Annotated in this window: 18 protein-coding genes; 7 read left to right on the plus strand and 11 right to left on the minus strand. The window is 58.9% G+C overall.

Annotated features, from left to right (window positions below; genetic code table 11):
• Positions 1-4: 4 nt before the first annotated feature.
• Positions 5-604, minus strand: a complete 600-nt coding sequence (locus IBX59_RS08500) for a 2-hydroxychromene-2-carboxylate isomerase (RefSeq protein WP_296374462.1) — start codon at positions 602-604, stop codon at positions 5-7.
• Positions 605-713: 109 nt separating this feature from the next.
• Here IBX59_RS08500 and IBX59_RS08505 point away from each other — a divergent pair, with 109 nt between their 5' ends.
• Positions 714-1,733, plus strand: a complete 1,020-nt coding sequence (locus IBX59_RS08505; RefSeq protein ID WP_296374464.1) for a ribose-phosphate pyrophosphokinase — start codon at positions 714-716, stop codon at positions 1,731-1,733.
• Between the two features lie 25 nt (positions 1,734-1,758).
• On the opposite strand, the gene IBX59_RS08510 is transcribed toward IBX59_RS08505, so the two are convergent.
• The 7 genes from IBX59_RS08510 to IBX59_RS08540 all read right to left on the minus strand — a co-directional run bounded on the left by IBX59_RS08510 (position 1,759) and on the right by IBX59_RS08540 (position 8,243).
• The gene (locus IBX59_RS08510; RefSeq protein WP_296374466.1) at positions 1,759-2,106 is read right to left on the minus strand and encodes an H-type lectin domain-containing protein; all 348 of its coding nucleotides are present in this window, start codon (positions 2,104-2,106) and stop codon (positions 1,759-1,761) included.
• A 118-nt stretch (positions 2,107-2,224) separates the two neighbouring features.
• Positions 2,225-2,650: a F0F1 ATP synthase subunit epsilon gene (locus IBX59_RS08515; RefSeq protein WP_296374468.1), complete on the minus strand. Its 426-nt coding sequence runs from the start codon at positions 2,648-2,650 to the stop codon at positions 2,225-2,227.
• Positions 2,651-2,662: 12 nt separating this feature from the next.
• Entirely contained in the window at positions 2,663-4,087 is a 1,425-nt protein-coding gene (gene atpD / locus IBX59_RS08520) for a F0F1 ATP synthase subunit beta (RefSeq protein ID WP_296374470.1), read from the minus strand.
• An 18-nt stretch (positions 4,088-4,105) separates the two neighbouring features.
• A complete protein-coding gene (locus IBX59_RS08525; RefSeq protein ID WP_296374472.1) occupies positions 4,106-4,978 on the minus strand; it encodes a F0F1 ATP synthase subunit gamma in 873 nt (290 codons plus the stop codon).
• A gap of 25 nt (positions 4,979-5,003) precedes the next feature.
• Positions 5,004-6,539 carry a F0F1 ATP synthase subunit alpha gene (gene atpA, locus IBX59_RS08530; RefSeq protein ID WP_296374474.1) on the minus strand — a complete coding sequence of 512 codons (1,536 nt, stop codon included), beginning with the start codon at positions 6,537-6,539 and terminating at the stop codon, positions 5,004-5,006.
• Entirely contained in the window at positions 6,540-7,106 is a 567-nt protein-coding gene (locus IBX59_RS08535; protein WP_296374476.1) for a F0F1 ATP synthase subunit delta, read from the minus strand. It abuts the gene before it with no gap.
• Between the two features lie 375 nt (positions 7,107-7,481).
• Positions 7,482-8,243: a DUF2793 domain-containing protein gene (locus IBX59_RS08540; RefSeq protein WP_296374478.1), complete on the minus strand. Its 762-nt coding sequence runs from the start codon at positions 8,241-8,243 to the stop codon at positions 7,482-7,484.
• A gap of 169 nt (positions 8,244-8,412) precedes the next feature.
• Between IBX59_RS08540 and gmd the strand changes: the two genes are divergently transcribed.
• The 4 genes from gmd to galE are packed head-to-tail and all read left to right on the plus strand — an operon-like array spanning position 8,413 to position 13,028.
• On the plus strand, positions 8,413-9,534 hold the full coding sequence (gene gmd / locus IBX59_RS08545) for a GDP-mannose 4,6-dehydratase (RefSeq protein ID WP_296374480.1): 1,122 nt from the start codon (positions 8,413-8,415) through the stop codon (positions 9,532-9,534).
• Between the two features lie 3 nt (positions 9,535-9,537).
• Positions 9,538-10,506, plus strand: a complete 969-nt coding sequence (locus IBX59_RS08550; RefSeq protein ID WP_296374481.1) for a GDP-L-fucose synthase — start codon at positions 9,538-9,540, stop codon at positions 10,504-10,506.
• Positions 10,507-10,520: 14 nt separating this feature from the next.
• Positions 10,521-11,933: a mannose-1-phosphate guanylyltransferase/mannose-6-phosphate isomerase gene (locus IBX59_RS08555; protein WP_296374483.1), complete on the plus strand. Its 1,413-nt coding sequence runs from the start codon at positions 10,521-10,523 to the stop codon at positions 11,931-11,933.
• 54 nt (positions 11,934-11,987) lie between these two features.
• A complete protein-coding gene (gene galE, locus IBX59_RS08560) occupies positions 11,988-13,028 on the plus strand; it encodes a UDP-glucose 4-epimerase GalE (RefSeq protein ID WP_296374485.1) in 1,041 nt (346 codons plus the stop codon).
• Here the strand turns inward: galE and IBX59_RS08565 are convergent.
• Positions 13,018-14,394, minus strand: a complete 1,377-nt coding sequence (locus IBX59_RS08565; RefSeq protein ID WP_296374487.1) for a phosphomannomutase — start codon at positions 14,392-14,394, stop codon at positions 13,018-13,020. The two genes, galE and IBX59_RS08565, sit on opposite strands and share 11 nt — an antisense overlap.
• A gap of 217 nt (positions 14,395-14,611) precedes the next feature.
• On the opposite strand from IBX59_RS08565, the gene IBX59_RS08570 reads away from it, so the two are divergent.
• Entirely contained in the window at positions 14,612-16,798 is a 2,187-nt protein-coding gene (locus tag IBX59_RS08570; RefSeq protein ID WP_296374489.1) for a M10 family metallopeptidase C-terminal domain-containing protein, read from the plus strand.
• Here the strand turns inward: IBX59_RS08570 and IBX59_RS08575 are convergent.
• Together IBX59_RS08575 and IBX59_RS08580 are read right to left on the minus strand one after the other, a co-directional pair.
• Positions 16,795-17,895 (minus strand): polysaccharide biosynthesis/export family protein, encoded by a 1,101-nt coding sequence (locus IBX59_RS08575; RefSeq protein WP_296374490.1) that lies wholly within the window; start codon positions 17,893-17,895, stop codon positions 16,795-16,797. The two genes, IBX59_RS08570 and IBX59_RS08575, sit on opposite strands and share 4 nt — an antisense overlap.
• A 102-nt stretch (positions 17,896-17,997) precedes the next feature.
• Positions 17,998-18,174, minus strand: coding sequence for a DUF1674 domain-containing protein (locus IBX59_RS08580; protein ID WP_296374492.1), 177 nt, complete (start codon positions 18,172-18,174; stop codon positions 17,998-18,000).
• A gap of 67 nt (positions 18,175-18,241) precedes the next feature.
• Here IBX59_RS08580 and IBX59_RS08585 point away from each other — a divergent pair, with 67 nt between their 5' ends.
• Positions 18,242-19,516 (plus strand): RsmB/NOP family class I SAM-dependent RNA methyltransferase, encoded by a 1,275-nt coding sequence (locus IBX59_RS08585; RefSeq protein ID WP_296374494.1) that lies wholly within the window; start codon positions 18,242-18,244, stop codon positions 19,514-19,516.
• Positions 19,517-19,573 lie beyond the last annotated feature (57 nt).

Genomic DNA, 19,573 nt, shown 5'->3' on the forward strand with positions numbered 1-19,573 from the left:
CCGCTTAGATCTGACCCGAAAGATAGGCATCCAGATCGTCCAACCGGTCTTGCCCCCAGAACCGTTCATCCGTGTCAGTGATGAAAAACGGCGCGCCAAAAACGCCGCGCATCACGGCCTCTTCCAGATTGGATGCGAAAGTGTCGGCGCTTGTCATCAACCCTTTATCGGCAAGGGCGGGGTCATAATCGGCCTTGGTCAGGCAGTCACGGATCACGTCATCCTGCGCGATATCACGGTCCTCGGCCCAGCAGGCGGCCCCGATGGCATTTACCAACTTGCCGACATTGGCAGGATCTGCATTCTGCGCCGCGATAATGGCATAGGATGCTGGCGCGCCATTCGTGGGCCAATGGGCTGGTTTCACGTTCAACGGCAATCCCGCCAAAGCCGATCGACGGCGCAGTTCCTGAAGCCGGTAGGCCTGCCGGTTCGGGTGCCTGTCTTTGGGCGGAACTCCACCTGTGCGCGCAAATAGTGCCATGATATCAACCGGCTTATAGGTGATGGTTGCCTCATGTTTGGCAGCGATATGATCAACCCTTGTGCCGCACAGATAGGTAAAGGGTGATAAGGTCGCAAAAAAATAGTCGATATGGGGCATTTCACCGTCCTCTGGCACGTGCATCTTTGCGCGACGGTAACGCTGTGCTAGTCGGTGTCAACGCCACGAATCTGTGACATGCGTAACCTACTGCCAAAGGACACCCCCCATGAATATCCGGACCGAACCAAAGTTGATTTCCGGCAATGCAAATCAACCTCTCGCCAAGGCCATTGCGCGCCGCATGTCGATGCACCGGGGCATGAACGTGGGGTTGGTCGATGCCCGAATCGAACGGTTCAATGATGGCGAAGTTTTCGTTGAGGTTTTCGAAAACGTGCGCGGCGAAGACATGTTTATTTTACAGCCGACTTCGAACCCCGCCAACGATAACCTGATGGAACTGCTGATCATCGCCGACACGTTGCGCCGGTCATCCGCCGGGCGCATCACGGCCGTTATTCCTTATTTCGGTTATGCAAGGCAGGACCGGCGATCCAAGGCCCGCACACCGATCACCGCGAAACTGGTCGCGAATATGATCGTCGAATCCGGCATCGAACGTGTTTTAACCTTGGATCTGCACGCAACGCAGATTCAGGGTTTTTTCGATATTCCCGTTGATAACCTTTATGCGTCACCAATTTATGCGCTGGACACGATGCACAACTTCCGCGACCGGATGGCCGACGTGATGGTCGTTTCGCCTGATGTGGGCGGCGTGGCACGGGCGCGGGATCTGGCCCAGCGTATTGGTGCGCCTCTTTCCATCGTGGACAAACGCCGCGGCAAACCTGGCGAAGTCGCCGAAATGACCGTGATTGGCGAAGTGAAGGACCGCGTTTGTATCATTGTTGATGACATCGTAGATACCGCCGGCACACTGTGCAAAGCGGCTGAGGTCTTGATGGAAAATGGCGCACGCGAGGTCCATTCTTATATCACGCACGGTGTTCTATCTGGTCCGGCCGTTGAACGGGTCGAAAAATCTGTGATGAAAAGTCTTGTGATTACCGATACGATTGCCCCGACTGCTGCCGTCAAAAACGCCAAGAATATCCGTATCGTGCCCACGGCCCCCATGTTTGCACAGGCTATTCTGAACACATGGAACGGCACGTCGGTGTCGTCACTGTTTGATCACAAGACGCTGGAACCGATCTACGAAGGGCTTTATGCGGCAGAGTGAACGCAGCCCCTGATCACAACCACAGTTAAAGATCCCAATCGTCTTCGTCGGGCAGTTCCCCGACAGATGTCCAGGCCACGCGTGCGCGTGCAACACGCGTGTCCGACCAAGTTCGAAACACGATTTCAAAACCTGTGCAGGTGATGTTTTCTGCCTGAACATCCGTGCGGGCGTTGCCGGCGTTTGAAATGTCCAGCATCGACAGCGAAACATGGACGTGGGGGATGCGGCGATAGGGTTGCGAAAATGTTACCGATGCGCGGTTTTGGCGTTGGCCTTGGCCAACCCACATCGGGCCTTCGTTTTCGAAATCTGAAAACAGATTGACGTCTCCGCCATCGACCCCAACCAAAGCACTGTTCAAGCGTAACATCGACTGACGGCCCCTTACTTCAGCGCCTTGATGATATGCTGGATTTGTCTTGTAGAAAAAGCCCAAAAAAATGGCCCCGAAATCGGAGCCATTTTTTAGATTGAATCAGTTTTTAATCCTATGGCCGGGGCGTCAGGCCGATGTGGCCCCCGATCGCAACCATATCCGACAACAGCTTGGCAGCGTCATCGACAGGGCCAGGTTCATTCTTGAATGTTTCTTGGGCCTTGCCGTAAGCCTCTTTTGCTTCCACAACCATACGGTCATAGATCTCTTGCGTCACTTCTGACTTTGGCAGGGCCTGTTCAGCCAGGACCGATACACTGTCTGCCGTGATTTCGGCAAAGCCGCCGAAAACCACATATTCGTCGCTGCCACCGCCATGGGTGACACGCAGAACGCCGGGACGCAGTGTCGTGATCGCCGGCGCATGGCCAGCCATTGCTGTCATGTCGCCATCCGAACCCGGAATCTGGACCTCTGACGCCTCGACCGACGCAAGACGGCGTTCGGGCGAGACAAGATCAAATTGTAGATTTGCCATATTGGCAGCTCCTTACGCGGCGCTTGCCGCCATTTTTGCGGCTTTCGCTTTCACTTCTTCGATGCCGCCAACCATATAGAACGCACCTTCGGGCAGGTGGTCGTATTCACCGGCAACAACGGCCTTGAACGACGCGATCGTGTCCTCCAGCGCCACCTGCACACCGGGCGAACCGGTGAAGACCTGCGCCACGTCGAAAGGCTGGGACAGGAAGCGTTCGATCTTGCGCGCGCGCGACACGGTCAGTTTGTCGTCTTCTGACAATTCGTCCATGCCCAGAATGGCGATGATATCCTGAAGCGACTTGTAACGCTGCAAGGTCTGCTGCACGTCGGCGGCAACCTTGTAGTGTTCTTCGCCTACAATCGCAGGGTCCAGCAGGCGCGATGTGGAATCGAGCGGGTCAACGGCAGGGTAAATACCCTTTTCCGAAATCGCACGGTTCAACACGGTTGTCGCGTCAAGGTGCGCAAACGATGTGGCCGGCGCGGGGTCGGTCAAGTCATCCGCAGGCACATAGATTGCCTGCACGGACGTAATAGACCCGTTTTTCGTCGATGTGATCCGTTCCTGCATCTGGCCCATATCGGTAGCCAGTGTTGGCTGATAGCCCACAGCGGAAGGAATACGACCCAACAGTGCCGACACTTCGGAACCAGCTTGGGTAAAGCGGAAAATGTTATCGACAAAGAAAAGAACGTCTGTCCCAGATGAATCGCGGAACGATTCTGCCATGGTCAGACCGGAAAGGGCCACACGCATACGCGCACCTGGCGGTTCGTTCATCTGGCCATAGACCAGTGCCACTTTGGATTTTGTCAGGTCATCGGCGTTGATAACGCCCGATTCAATGAATTCATAGTAAAGGTCGTTCCCTTCACGGGTCCGTTCACCCACACCGGCGAACACCGAATAGCCCGAGTGCACCTTGGCGATGTTGTTGATCAATTCCTGAATCAAAACCGTCTTGCCCACACCGGCACCGCCGAACAGGCCAATCTTACCACCCTTGGCGTAGGGGGCCAGCAGGTCAATCACCTTGATGCCGGTGACCAGCACTTCGGATGCGGTTGACTGTGCTTCGAATGGGGGGGCATCGGCATGGATTGACCGACGTTCTTTTTCACCGATGGGGCCTTTTTCGTCCACGGGCTCGCCTACGACGTTCATGATGCGGCCAAGGGTGGCGTCGCCCACGGGAACCGTGATCGTGGTGCCCATGTCGGTCACTTCCTGACCACGGACCAGACCTTCGGTGCTGTCCATGGCGATGGCGCGCACGGTGCTTTCACCAAGGTGCTGCGCTACTTCCAGCGTCAGCATCTTGCCATTGTTATCAGTGGTCAGCGCGTTCAGGATCTCTGGCAGGTGATCGCCGAACTGCACGTCAACCACGGCGCCAATCACCTGTGTGATCTTGCCTTTTGCTTGTGCCATTCTTGTTTCTCCGGTTCTTTAGAGCGCTTCCGCGCCCGAAATGATTTCAATCAGCTCATTCGTGATCACGGCCTGACGCGAGCGGTTGAACTCGATTGTCAGCTTGTCGATCATCTCGCCCGCGTTGCGGGTGGCGTTGTCCATCGCGGACATCCGCGCGCCCTGTTCAGATGCGGCATTTTCCAGCAGTGCGCTGAAAATTGCGGTCGCGACACCCCGCGGCAGAAGATCGGCAAGAATTTCCTCTTCGCCGGGCTCGTAATCATAAAGCGTTGCTGCGGCGTCGTCGGCCTGTTCGAATTTGGCCGGGATGATTTGCTGCGCAGTCGGATGTTGCACCACAACATTTTCAAAACGCGCAAAGAACATTGTCGCAACATCGAATTCTTCGGCATCAAAGCGGGTCAGCACATCTTTGGCAATGCCTTGCGCATCGGCATAGCCCACGCGCTTGACTTCAGTCAGGTCAACGTGACCGACGAAATGCGCCCCCAAATCGCGGCGCAGGGCATCACGGCCTTTTTTACCAACAGTCAGAATTTTGACGGTCTTACCGGCGGCCAACAGGTCACGCGCATGGGTTTTTGCCAGCTTGGCGATGTTGCCGTTAAACCCCCCGCAAAGGCCCCGTTCAGCTGTCATCACAACCAAAAGGTGCACCTTGTCTCTGCCAGTGCCCGACAGCAATTTTGGCGCACTCTCTGATCCACCAACCGATGCGGCAAGCCCGGCCATCACAGCGTTGAAACGCTCTGTGTAGGGGCGCGATGCCTCGGCCGCGTCTTGGGCGCGGCGCAATTTTGCGGCCGCGACCATCTGCATGGCTTTGGTGATCTTGCGGGTCGATTTGACCGACGCGATCCTGTTTTTCAGATCCTTAAGACTAGGCAAAGCAAAGTCTCCTTTGTCTCAAGATTTACGCAAAGTCCTTGGCGAAAGCGTCGATTGCCGCTTTGATCTTTTCTTCGGCATCGCCTTTGACCTTGGGGTCTTCCTTGGTGATCATGTCAAGCACGTCCTTGGCATTCGTGCGCAGATGCTTCAGCAAGCCTTGTTCGAACCGACCCACATCAGTGACCTTGATCTTGTCAAGATAGCCGTTCGTGCCAGCATAAATCACACAGACAATTTCCGCGTTGGTCAGCGGCGAATACTGTGGCTGCTTCATCAGTTCGGTCAGGCGGGCACCACGGTTCAGCAATTGCTGGGTGGCGGCGTCAAGGTCGGACCCGAACTGTGCAAAGGCGGCCATTTCACGATACTGCGCCAGTTCCAGTTTGACCGGACCGGCAACCGATTTCATTGCGTCGGTCTGGGCAGACGAACCCACACGCGACACCGACAGACCGGTGTTCACAGCGGGGCGGATGCCCTGATAGAACAGTTCGGTTTCAAGGAAGATCTGACCGTCGGTGATCGAAATCACGTTGGTTGGAATAAACGCCGAAACGTCGCCACCCTGCGTTTCGATGATCGGCAGCGCGGTCAGCGAACCGGCGCCGTTGTCTTCGTTCAGCTTGGCAGAGCGTTCCAGCAGGCGAGAGTGCAGATAGAACACGTCGCCGGGGTAGGCTTCACGCCCTGGTGGGCGCCGCAGCAACAGCGACATCTGGCGATAGGCCACGGCCTGTTTCGACAAATCATCATAGATGATCAGCGCGTGGCGGCCGTTGTCACGGAAATGTTCGGCCATCGCAGTTGCAGCGTAGGGTGCAAGAAACTGCATCGGTGCAGGGTCAGATGCGGTGGCCGCCACAACGATGGAGTATTCAATCGCGCCGGATTCTTCCAGTTTTTTTACCAGCTGGGCCACGGTAGACCGTTTCTGGCCAATCGCAACATAGACGCAATACAGCTTGTCGTATTCGTTTTCAGCTGCGTCGTTATAGGATTTCTGGTTCAGGATCGTGTCCAGCGCCACGGCAGTTTTACCCGTCTGGCGGTCACCGATGATCAATTCGCGCTGGCCACGGCCAATCGGGATCATCGCATCAACCGATTTTAGGCCGGTTGCCATCGGTTCATGCACCGACTTGCGCGGGATGATGCCGGGGGCCTTGCTGTCTGCGACGGCGCGGTTTTTCGTCTTGATCGGGCCTTTTCCATCCAGGGGGTTGCCCAGGCCGTCAACAACGCGGCCCAGCAGCTCGTCACCCACGGGCACGTCCACAATGGATTTGGTGCGCTTGACGGTGTCGCCTTCCTTGATGGCGCGGTCAGACCCGAAGATCACGATACCAACGTTATCGGATTCAAGGTTCAACGCCATGCCGCGAATCCCACCGGGGAATTCGACCATTTCACCGGCCTGCACATTGTCGAGCCCATAGACGCGGGCAATCCCGTCGCCAACGCTAAGCACACGGCCAACTTCGGCCACTTCGGCCTCTTGACCGAAGTTCTTGATCTGGTCCTTCAGGATCGCAGAGATTTCAGACGCTTGGATCGCCATTTATCCGACCTCTTTCATAGTGTTCTGGAGTGCGTTGAGCTTTGACGCGATCGACGTGTCGATCATTTTCGAGCCCACTTTGACAATAAGACCACCGATGATGGATGCATCGACGGTTTCTTTGATGGTAATTGTTTTGCCCACTTGGGCCGCAAGGGTCTTTGCCAGTTTGTCACCCTGCGCCTTGGTCAGTTTTTTCGCTGTGGTAACCTCTGCGGTGACTTCACCACGCGCTTCGGCCAGACGATCTTGCAGCACGCGCACAAGATGCGGCAGCACGAACAACCGCCGCTTTGACGCCAGCAGCGCCAGCACATTGGCTGTTGTTTGCGACAGGTCCATTTTTTTTGCAATGGCGGTGATGGCGGCACTTTGTTCTTCGCGACTATACAAAGGCGATGTCAGCAAGGTGCGCAAATCTTCGCTTTCGTTGATTGCCGTTTCCAAAGCACCGATATCTGATTCGAGTGCTTTGACGGCCTTACCCTCTGAAGCAAGGTCAAACACGGCTGACGCGTAGCGTTCAGCGATGCCTGTGGAGATACCAGCAGTTTCGGACACGTCCACCCTTCCGATGTCTTTAGCCCGGTTTTAACGCCCCAAAAGACCGGACGGAAAACAGGCAAGTTGTTTTGCTTCCGTTCTTCACGAAAGCGTCAAAATCTTGGGCGATGTAGCAGAGCCTCTTTGGTGTCGCAAGCACCCTACGGCAAGAAAGCCCGAATGAAGTGCGACGCAGATTGAAATGCCCATAAATTAAACGTGGTCAGACCGGGCATGTTAGCGCGAACATTTCTGGGGCAGGCTTTGTCAACTGGCAAGCCTTTCCAGAACGCCCCGCCTTGACGCATGATTCTTGCGCCATCAATGGCCCGATGGCACAAGAGAAACCGCACCCGCGGCAACGGATGCGGTCGGTAAACTGCCCTTGCACCAGAGCCGTCAGAAAAGATCCTGCCAGGTTGTGCCATCATAGCAACGCAGCTTGGCTGTCGCGCTTTCGAAATAGATATCGCCGGTGTTGGGACTGGCGGGGGCAGTTCCGGGGGCGATGTGCAACACCTGCCCGATCCCAACGCGCCCATTTGCCGCAGCCACAGACAAGGCAGTCACCCACGACGCACCGTCCGCACTGACCTTGATACTAAAATCATCATTCCCCGCCAGCCCCATTTCCGCCCGCCCGGAAAACCCTGCCTGATACAGCAGTGACGCCGTATCACCCGCGCCGGATTTGTTGATCTTGACCTGGTGGCCCGCGCCGTCATGGTTCAGCAAGGTTGCAGCGCCTGACACGCTAAGCCGGTTGGTGGCATCTGACGTGGCGTTGATTCCAACGCCGGGCAGATTGTTCAGATCCCGGTCATGCACCGGCGTCCATGCCGCAGCGGTCCAGACCTGCATTTCAGCCACATCCCGGACCCACGCCCGCCAACCATCGTGTGGCGCGGCATAAAGCCATCCGCCGCCGCGCCAAGTCGCAATCAGATTGTCCTGTCCGGCCCAGCCCCCTGTCGCCCCTGCGCCCACGGCCCATGCCTGTCCATCGGAAGGGGCAACAGGGGGCGCTGTCGCGCCCGTGCTTTCCAATGTCAGCTGAACGATCATGTCCAACAGTTCGATTGCTTCGTTATGGGTCACATGTTTTTGCGCCTGTGCGGGCAGAATGAAAGGTAATGCGAGATTAGGGGTTTGGTCCGACATGGGGTGCGCGCCTTATGCAGTGGTGGATAGACACGCAGTATCCGCCGCAAAGGGTAAAGACGCGCTTGGGGCAGCGCACGTTGCGTGCCCCCTAAAGTTGCTCTTTGGGTTGTGCGAAAGCGCAATGCGCGATTTAAGAAACGCGCAAACAGACAAACAAAGGCGAAACATGACAAAGCGGGCGTTGGTCACAGGTATCACCGGGCAAGACGGGTCGTATCTGGCGGAACTTTTGCTGGAAAAAGGCTATGAGGTTCACGGCATCAAGCGTCGTGCGTCGCTGTTCAATACCGCGCGGGTCGATCACATCTACGAAGACCCGCAAACCGAAAAAGCGCATTTTCGCCTGCATTACGGCGACCTGACCGACAGTTCGAACCTGACGCGCATCATATCCGAGGTGCAACCGGACGAGATTTACAACCTTGGCGCGCAATCCCATGTCGCCGTCAGCTTTGAAGCCCCCGAATACACCGCAGATGTTGACGCAATTGGCACACTGCGCCTTCTGGAAGCGATCCGTTTTCTGGGGTTGACCGACAAGACGCGATTTTATCAGGCGTCAACGTCAGAGCTTTACGGCTTGGTGCAGGAAATACCGCAAACCGAAACCACGCCGTTTCACCCGCGCAGCCCCTATGCGGTGGCGAAACTTTACGCCTATTGGACCTGCGTGAATTACCGCGAAGCTTATGGCGTGTTCGCCTGTAACGGTATCCTGTTCAATCATGAAAGCCCCCGCCGGGGCGAAACATTTGTCACCCGCAAGATCACCCGCGGACTGGCCAATATCGCCATGGGGTTGGATGATTGCCTGTATATGGGCAATATCGACGCCCTGCGCGACTGGGGCCACGCCAAGGATTATGTGCGCATGCAATGGCTGATGCTGCAACAAGACACACCAGAAGATTACGTGATCGCCACCGGCAAACAATACGCCGTGCGCGATTTCATCAACTGGTCGGCGGCAGAACTGGGGCTGACGCTGGAATTTGCCGGCACCGGTGTGGATGAAACCGCCACCGTCACCGCCGTCACCAACGACCTGACCCCGCACATTAAGGTGGGCGACGTGATCCTGCGGATCGACCCCCGGTATTTTCGCCCGGCCGAGGTGGAAACCCTGTTGGGCAACCCCGCCAAGGCCAAGGCCCAATTGGGCTGGGAACCGCAGATCACCGCGCAAGAGATGTGTGCCGAAATGGTCGCCGAAGACCTGCGCGCCGCGCGCCGCCATGCGCTGTTGCAGGAACACGGGCTGAACCTGCCTGTGACGTTCGAGGGGTAAAGAATGCGCATCTACATCGCCGGACATAAGGGCATGGTGGGCAGCGCGATCCTGCGGCAATTGCTGGCCGACGGCAGCCATGACCTGATCACTGCCACCAGCGCGGAACTGGACCTGACCGATCAGGCAGCCGTGCGTGATTTCATGCAGGCCCAGCGCCCTGATGTGGTGGTCCTTGCCGCCGCCAAGGTGGGGGGCATCGTGGCCAATAACAGCTATCCGGCGCAGTTCATCTATGAAAACCTGATGATTCAGGCCAACGTCATTCATCAGGCCCATGATGCCGGTGTCACCCGCCTGCTGCAACTGGGGTCATCCTGCATCTATCCGCGGGCGGCACCGCAACCGATGGCCGAAGACGCACTGTTGACCGGCCCGCTGGAACCCACCAACGAACCCTATGCGATTGCGAAAATCGCCGGGATCAAGCTGTGCGAAAGCTATAACAGGCAATATGGCACCGATTACCGGTCGGTCATGCCGACCAACCTTTACGGGCCGGGCGATAATTTCCACCCTGAAAATTCGCATGTGCTGCCGGGGTTGATCCGCCGGTTTCACAGGGCGGTGCAGGATGGCGCAGATCAGGTTACGATCTGGGGCAGTGGCACGCCGCGCCGCGAATTTCTGCATGTGGATGACATGGCGGCGGCATCGCTTTTCGTGATGAACCTTGATCGCGCGACCTATGATGCCGAAACCGCCCCGATGCTGAGCCACATCAACGTGGGCACCGGCACTGACATTTCGATCCTGGCACTGGCGCAGATGGTGGCCAAGATCACGGGTTTCACCGGCACCATCACCTGCGACACATCCAAACCCGACGGCACGCCGCGCAAACTGATGGATGTCAGCCGCCTGCAACGGATGGGCTGGACACCACGCATTGACCTGCGCGACGGGATCAGCGCAACCTATAACTGGTATTGTGCGCAGCTGGCCGCTGGTGCAGACCTGCGGGCCAAGTAAAAAGGGAAACAGTAATGATCACACCCGTCATTCTGTGCGGCGGATCGGGCACACGGCTGTGGCCCTTGTCGCGCAAAAGCTACCCCAAGCAATTCGCGCCACTGATCGGCGACACCAGCCTGTTTCAGGCCAGCGCCGCGCGGCTCAGCGGGCCGGATTATGCCGCTCCCGTGGTTGTCACCGCCGATGCGTTCCGCTTCATCGTCGTGCAACAGCTGGCCGATGTCGGCATCACCCCCGGCGCTGTCCTGATCGAACCGACAGGGCGCGACACTGCCCCCGCGATCCTTGCCGCCGCACTGCATCTGGCCGCAACCGACCCTGACGGCCTGATGCTGGTGGCCCCGTCCGATCACGTGATCCCCGACAAACCCGCCTTTGACGCCGCCATCGCCGCCGCTGTGCCAGCCGCGCAGGCCGGGCAACTGGTGACATTCGGGATCACGCCAGACCGGCCCGAAACCGGCTATGGCTATCTGGAACTGGACGCCGTGCCAAATGGCACAACCGCTCCGCGACCGCTGCGCAGTTTTGTGGAAAAACCAGACGCCGCGCGCGCCGCCACTATGCTGGCCGAGGGGCGTTTTTTGTGGAACGCGGGCATTTTTCTATTCACCGCCCGCAGTATTCTGGCGGCCTTTGAAACGCACGTGCCCGACATGCTGGATACCGTCAGGCAGGCCGTGGCCGACGCCCGCGCCGACCTAGGATTTTTGCGCCTTGCCCCCGCGCCTTGGGCCAATGCACCAGCCACTTCCATCGACTATGCCGTCATGGAAAAATCAGACAACCTGACCGTTGTGCCATTTACCGGGCGCTGGTCCGACCTTGGCGATTGGGCGGCTGTCTGGCGCGAAACGGAAAACGGCGGGTTGGCGCTGCACGGCCCTGCCACGGCGATCGACTGCACCGGCAGCCTGCTGCGATCCGAGGTGGAGGGACAGACAATCGTGGGTATCGGGCTGGATGATATCGTGGCCATCGCCATGCCCGACGCGGTGCTGATCAGCCACAAAAGCCGCACGCAAGAGGTAAAACAGGCGGTGGACAGGCTGAAGGCCAACAAGGTGCCGCAAGCGGAAAGTTTCCCCAAGGATCACCGCCCGTGGGGCTGGTTTGAAAGCCTTGTCGTGGGCGACCGGTTTCAGGTCAAACGGATCGTGGTCAACCCCGGTGCCGCGCTGTCGCTGCAATCGCACCACCACCGCGCGGAACATTGGATCGTTGTGCAAGGCACCGCCAAGGTGACGATTGAAGACACCGTGCAACTGATCAGCGAAAACCAGTCGGTTTATGTGCCACTTGGGGCTGTCCACCGCATGGAAAACCCCGGCAAACTGCCGATGGTCCTGATCGAGGTGCAGACCGGCAGCTACCTGGGCGAGGATGACATTGTGCGCTATGAGGATGTCTATGCAAGAACATGACAGACCCACATTTGCTGCACGACCAAATCAACCTTTAGACGGATGTCGTGTCTGATGCGCGTTCTTGTCACCGGCGGCGCGGGATATATTGGCAGCCACACCCTGATTGAGCTGATGGCGCAGGGCCATGCGGTTTGCGTGCTGGACAATTACAAAAATGCGACCCCTGCGGTCTTGCAACGGGTCCGCGCCCTGTCGAACGGGACCATGACGGATTACGCCGGCGATGTGCGTGATGGCGCCATGCTGGACAAAGTGATGACAACCTTCAAGCCCGATGCGGTGGTGCATTTTGCCGGGCTAAAGGCTGTCGGGGAAAGCGCTGAAAAGCCACTGGATTATTACGATGTCAACGTCGGCGGTACATTGGCGGTTCTGCAGGCGATGGACCGCGCGGGATGTCGGCGGATCATCTTTTCATCTTCGGCCACGGTTTATGGCGAACCCGTCTATCTGCCCTATGATGAAGATCACCCCACGCGCCCCACTTCGGTTTATGGCCAGACCAAGCTGGCAGCCGAACACATTCTGACAGGCTGGACCAAGGCCAATCCCGATGCCGCCGCCGTAATTCTGCGCTATTTCAATCCGGTGGGCGCACATCATTCCGCGCGCATCGGTGAAGACCCGCGCGATACCCCCAACAACCTGATGCCCTTCATTGCGCAGGTCGCCATTGGCAAACGTGACGCGCTCACGATCTTTGGTGATGATTACGACACGCCCGACGGCACCGGCCTGCGCGATTACATCCACGTTGTCGATCTGGCCCGCGCCCATGTGGCCGCGCTTGATTATGCGGCGCGCACAAACGGTGCAGGTATTTTCAACATTGGCACCGGGCAAAGTTACAGCGTGCGCGATATGGTTTCCGCTTTCAGCCGCGCCTGCGGTCGGGATATCGCGGTCAAAGTGGCCAGCAGGCGCGCGGGCGATATTGCCGCGATGCAGGCCGATGCCAGCCGCGCGCGGCACGCAATGGGTTGGACGGCAACGCATACGTTAGAGGACATGACAGCCAGCACTTGGGCGTGGCAATCCGCCAACCCGAATGGCTATCAGACTGAAACAGATACCAGCAAAATCACCCCGTAAGCTCGTCCCGCAACAGCGCCAATCCCTGCGCCAGCGTGTCTGCCGCATCCCAAGGTGTGCCTGCCTCGACGTAACATCGCAACTCTGGCGCATTGCCCGAGGGGCGCAGATGAATGATACGGCCATCGTCCAGATGAACCCGCACCCCGTCAACAAGGTCCAGCGCCGTTTCTTTTGCGTCAAGGGCCCGCAAAAAGCGTTGCCGCGCCGCAGGGTCAGCGGTCAGCCGCGCCAGCAGATTTTGCGATGTGACTGTAGGCACATCCTGCAACCGGTCTGACGCGGTGAACCGGGCGGGTTCAGCGGCAACAAGCTGCGCCAGCCCGCTGCCATTGGCTTGCGCCAGCACCGCAACCATCGGCAAAATGGCATCGCGTGTCAGCAGCCGCGCAATGGGGCCAGACGGACCTGCCGCATCAAACCCCAACAAAAAACCACCGTTCGCCTCGTATCCGACAACGCGGCCCAGCGCACCTTCCATGGCCGCAATCACATAGGGCGACCCGATCGCCGTGCGGATCACTTGCCCAAAGCGGCCTGCCTGATCAACCCCAGTGTTCGAAGACACAGGGGTCACAACAACTTGTGCACCCAGCGCCGCCGCAGTGATCTGTCCCAGCACATCACCTGGCACGATGGCACCGGTTTCATCAGCGACCAGCGGGCGGTCGCCATCGGCATCGGTGGACACTATCCCATCAAAATCACCGGTTGCGGCCCAGGCGCGCAACTGGTCGCGCAGTTGCTGCGCCACGGCCTCGGTATCGACCGGGATAAACCTTTCGGAACGGCCCAGGATCAACGTTTTGGCCCCCAAACGGGTCAGAAGCGTTTCAAGCAGGTCCGCGCCAACCGCACTATGTGCAAAAATTCCGATGCGCATGCCTTGCAAACTGCTGCCATAGGCTTTGGTATAGCGGGAAACATAGGCCTCTGCGGCATCGCTGTGCCGCGCAACAGGCGGTCCGGTTGGCCCGTCCGGCACACGGCCCAGCGCACCCAGAATCGCCTTTTCCTCGATCTTGGTGATTTCGCCCTGTGGCGTGTAAAATTTCAGCCCGTTGCGATCTGCCGGAATATGGCTGCCGGTAATCATGATTGCACCAGCACCCGCCCGCATCGCCGCCAGCGCCAATGCAGGTGTTGGCACAGCACCGCAATCAGTCACAGCCAACCCCGCGGCCTGTGCGGCCTTTGCAACCATATGCCTGATGTCGGGGGAAGATTTACGCAGGTCATGTCCCAAAAAAACCCCCGTGCCGGTGTCACAGGCCACAGCAAAGGCCGCAACATAATCGCCAACAAGCGCGGGCGTCAGATCAGTGACCAGCCCGCGCAGTCCGCTGGTGCCGAATTTCGGTGCCAAGGCCGATCTCCTTGTTCGTTATCGCCTCATAGGCCTAGCCCGCCAAGGCCGGTAATGCCACTACAAATCCATTAAGGTAAACATCGTGAATCTTATGCGTTATTGAAAAAATTCGCGAATAAACGCCACGCATGTGCCGCAATCGCGCCACGGCGACGATCCTGCCCGCTGCCAGCCTGACTTTCTAAAGTCGCTTGCAGGACCGGGGGGTTCTTTTATGGCTTCGTTCAGTTTCGTCACCCATGCGGTAACGGATGCCGACCTTGGCTGGTCGCACATCACAGACCTGGATATGATCCAGTCCGGGGGCACATCCGTGCTGATCAGCACGACCCGCTTTGACGGCGTGCTGCGCAGTTGGGGTATTGATGGCAGTCTGCACGTCACCGGCGAAATTGCCTATGACGGCGGCGACCTGCCCGGCGGGACAGGCAGCATCATGCACCTGAACGTCGGCGGACAAACCGCCATCTTGACCGGCGGCGCCACGGGCGGGCCGTTGCAAACCCACACTGTTGCCCCCGATGGGACATTTGGCCCTAGTACCACCCTGCCCCCAAGCATGGGAGGGTTCCAGCATGGCGTCACGGTGCAGCTGGCCGATGGTGTGCAGGCCGTTTATGGCGCGCTGGCGGGCAAAATCGGGATCGGGCGGCTTGATTTCACTGCGGCGGGTGTTTTTGCTGGCGCATCGGTGATGCCCGGCAGCGGCGGCACGGCTGTTGAGCAGATCGCCGCCTTCGCGGCGGTCGCTGTCGGCGGTCAGGATTTTCTGTTGACAACCAGCGCCACCCATAACACCCTGACAAGCTGGGCGGTTGCCCCTGACGGTAGCCTTGGCGCGGTGCAAACCATGGGGGTGGATGACGGGCTGTGGATCGCGACCCCCAGCGCCATGGCTATCGCAACAGTCGGCACGACAAGCTATATCGTCTTGGGCGCGGCGGGCAGCGGCACGCTCAGCGTGATGGAAATTGGCAGCGATGGCAGCTTGATGATGCGCGATCACCTGCTGGACACTCTGGACACCCGGTTTGGCGGCGTCACCAGCATCAACATCGTAACGCACCATGACCAAACCTATGTGATTGCCGGGGGGGCCGATGATGGCCTGTCGGTGTTTGTCCTGTTGGAAGGTGGTTTTTTGCTGGCCCGCGCGCATATCGCCGACACCACGCAAATGGGGCTGGACAATATCAGCGCGCTTGCAGCACGTGGCATGGGCGATGGGCTGGACATCTTCGCAGCCAGCAGCAGCAAAGCCGGGCTGACCCAGTTGCGCCTTGACACCGGGGTAGCCGGGATCACCGCAACAGCCACACTGGCAGGCGGCTTGTTGGGGGGCACCGCTGGCAATGACATTCTGCAAGGTCACGACGGCGATGATGTGATCATCGGGGGGGCGGGTGATGACATCATCCGCGACGGGGCCGGATCAGATACACTGACCGGGGGGGCGGGGGCAGACGTTTTCATCCTGTCTGCCGACGGCGAAACAGACACAATCACCGACTTCACGCTTGGTGAAGACCGTATCGACCTGTCGCTTTGGCCCATGCTGCGCGATATCAGCCAACTAACCATGACGATCCAGCCCTACGGCATGGATATTCGCTATGGCGACGAACTGTTGATCGTGCAAAGCGCGGACGGTCAGATGATAGACTATCGCTTGCTGACCAATGCCGACCTGATCGGAGGGTCGCGGTTTCCTGCCTTTGTGCAGCCCGGCTATCCCGGACCGGCCACCCCCCCGCCCGATCTGACCCCGGGCGAGCCCCCCCAACTGCCGCAAGATCAGGGAGAGCAGTTTGACCTGCGCAGCAGTCTGGCTGTCATTGCCACTGCAAATGCCGACCGCCTGCGCAGCGCATTACAGGGTTCGGCCGCACCCGCGCAGCCCCCTGCCCCCGATGCAACCCCACAGGTGCTGATTGGCACTGCGGCAGTCGATTTTTTGCAAGGCGGCGCAGGCAATGACATTCTGATCGGGCGCGCGGGCAACGACCTGCTGATCGGCGGCGCTGGGCCTGATCTGTTGATCGGCGGCGATGGCAATGATGATCTGGACGGCGGCGATGGCCATGACATCCTTTATGGCGGGGCCGGGTCGGACGTGCTGCGCGGCGGTGCGGGCAATGACATTCTTTGGGGCGGAGATGACGACGATACATTCATCTTTGACAGCGGCATCGACATTATCGCCGACTTTGAACAGGGGATCGACCAGATCATCCTTGACGCCGGCCTGTGGACTGGGCTGACCTCTACTGCGGATTTGCTGGCCATTTACGGCAGCTACGACGGCGCACGCGCGACCATTGACTTTGACGATGGAAATATACTGCACATCGACGGCGTCAGCGATTATGCGCTGCTTGCCGACAGTATCGCACTGTTCTAATTACTCAAACTCGACACCGACGATGCAACATTCAGCACCGACAGTGCTGATCCAAACGGGCTTTCGGTGGCGTAGACCAGATCATTGGGTTGCACTGCGAATTGTCCCGCCGAAAAAAGCCCGTCTGCTTTTGTCAGATCAAGGATGAACACGACCCGTTCCCGTGGCGGGCCTGATCCGTCGTTGCGGACCTGACCCGGTGCATATTCTCGCAATACAAGGATACCCTTGGGGTTCGCGCGCCCGTCGCTCAGCCCGCCGATAATTGCCATGGCATCCAGCGCCGAAATTGTATCTTTGGGAAAGTAATGCAGGGATTCAGTGCCCGTTGCGCCAAGCGATAGAAAGTAACGTTCATCCTGCTGCACGATCACCCGGTCGCCGCCGCGCAAGGTCGTATCAAGTCGGGGTTCTGCAAAAAGACGGCGCAGGGACATGCCATAGATGCTATCACCGCGCATCAAACGCACCTGCGGGTTTATCAACGCCGGGTTCGCGCCCCCCGCTTGCGCCAAAAGATCAAGAAGTTTGTAGTTCTGATCGGGCAACGGATAAACGCCCGGCGCGGCGACCCCTGACACAAGGTTTGCCGTATTTGCGCGCCCCGGTGTGACCACCATCTGCACCTGGGCAGATGGAATGGTGCGCATCATTTCGTCTTCTATGCGGGTGCGCGCGGTGGGCGGGGTCATGCCCGAAACCTGCAATTCACCGATATAAGGCACGAAAATCCGACCATCAGGGCCGACCTGCACCTCTTGCAAAGGGGTGGCCCGTTCAACCGCGCCAGCGAAAACCGAATTTTCTTCGGCATCCCAGATCGTCATCTGGATTCGATCGCCAGGGGCGATGATCAGCGATGTGGGCCGTTGCTGGCGGTTCAGCCAGGGAAATGTCTGCGTGCGGTTGGCGGGCCATTGCTGCACCATCGGCAGCACATCCCGCGTCATCTCATAGACCGCGAAATCATATTGTTTGTCCGTGCCCGCCTGTGCGGCGCTTGCGGCCAGAACTTCAGACTGAAAACCGGCCCCCCGAGGCAGCCCGCAGCCGGACAAAGCCAGACAAACAGCAACGATCGTAAAACGATAAAGCATGTAGCATCTCATTCCCTTGCTGCGTTTCTACAGCTTATAGGGTCAACTGCGTCCACGACAACAGGATGTTGTATCTCAAAACAACGAAAGGCCCGCCGGATGTCAAAAGTCGATCGCGAGACCTTTCTTTTCCCAATCGCCGTAACGGACGGGTTCCGGCCCGGCGCGGCCACCCAACTCTATCGGCAATTGCGTGTCACCGTTGGCTTTGCGGCGTTCTTCGGCCTCGGCCAAGGCGCGCAAGGCGGCAGGGGGCAGGTCTTTGGATGTGTCGGTCATGGGGCTGTCCTTGTGGGTCGCGTTCCTTTGATATACCCCGCTGGCACCAACCTTCAAGAGATTGCACATGTCCCAAACAGGCTTGCCCGCCCGCCGCAGCGCCCATTCCTTGCTTATGCAGATCACAGGCGAAGGCCGTCTGATGGCCGAACTGGTCAGCGCCGGCGCGCTTGCCGATCTTGCCCCCGAGGATCGCGCCCGCGCCCAACGACTGGCAACCGATGCCCTGCGCGGGCTGGATCGTGCAGACCGGATGTTGAAACCCTACCTGAAAAAAACACCGCCTGATCACGTGATGAACGCCCTGCGGCTGGGGGTTATCGAATTGTGCAGCGGTGCCGCCGCGCATGGTGTTGTCAACGCTTATGTCGATATCGTGGGCCGCAACAAGCGCACGCAGCCGATGAAAGGGCTGGTCAACGCCGTCTTGCGCAAAATCGCTGATGAAGGCCCGGCAGGCTGGGCCAAACGCCCTGTGCCGCTGACGCCCGGCTGGTTGCGGCAACCGCTGGTTGCGGCTTGGGGCCGCGATGCCGTGTCGGGAATCGAAGCGGCGCATTTCGCTGGTGCGCCATTGGACCTAACCGCCAGGCGTGATCCGGCGGCGGTGGCAACAGCGGTCGGCGGTGATGTCCTGCCTGGCGGGTCGGTACGGGTGCAAAACCCCGGTCAGGTTTCCACCCTGCCGGGCTATGCCAACGGCGACTGGTGGGTGCAGGATGCCGCCGCGGCGATCCCGGTGAAATTGCTGGGTGATGTGGCGGGATTGCGTGTGCTGGACCTTTGCGCCGCTCCTGGTGGCAAGACCCTGCAACTGGCCGCAGGCGGGGCGGATGTGACCGCCGTAGACCTGTCGGAAAAGCGCATGGCGCGGGTGCAGGAAAATCTGGCGCGGACTGCGTTACAGGCCAGAATTGTCGTCAGCGATGCCTTTGACTTTGACGAAGCTGGCTTTGACGTGGTGCTGCTGGACGCGCCATGTTCCGCCACCGGAACAATGCGCCGCCACCCGGATCTGCCCTATGCCAAGGATGGATCGGAATTTGGTGCGCTGATCGACCAGCAGGCTGCTTTGATTGACCACGCGCTGACCCTGCTGCGCCCCGGCGGACGTTTGGTGTTCTGCACTTGCTCTCTCTTGCCTGACGAAGGCGAAGTGCAGGTGGACGAGGCGTTGGCCAGACATCCAGGGCTGACCACGGACTGGACAGCGCTGGCGCGTGACGGGATTGACCCCACATGGATCACCCCCGAAGGCGGCCTGCGTCTGCGGCCCGATTACTGGCCCGAACGGGGTGGTATGGACGGGTTTTATATAGCGGTGCTGACAAAGCCTGCGTGACTCGGACGCGGCTGTGTTGTTATGCTGACGCATACGAACCGGGCGCATGCGCCACGA

Source organism: Yoonia sp. (assembly GCF_014859355.1).
Lineage (GTDB): Bacteria > Pseudomonadota > Alphaproteobacteria > Rhodobacterales > Rhodobacteraceae > Yoonia.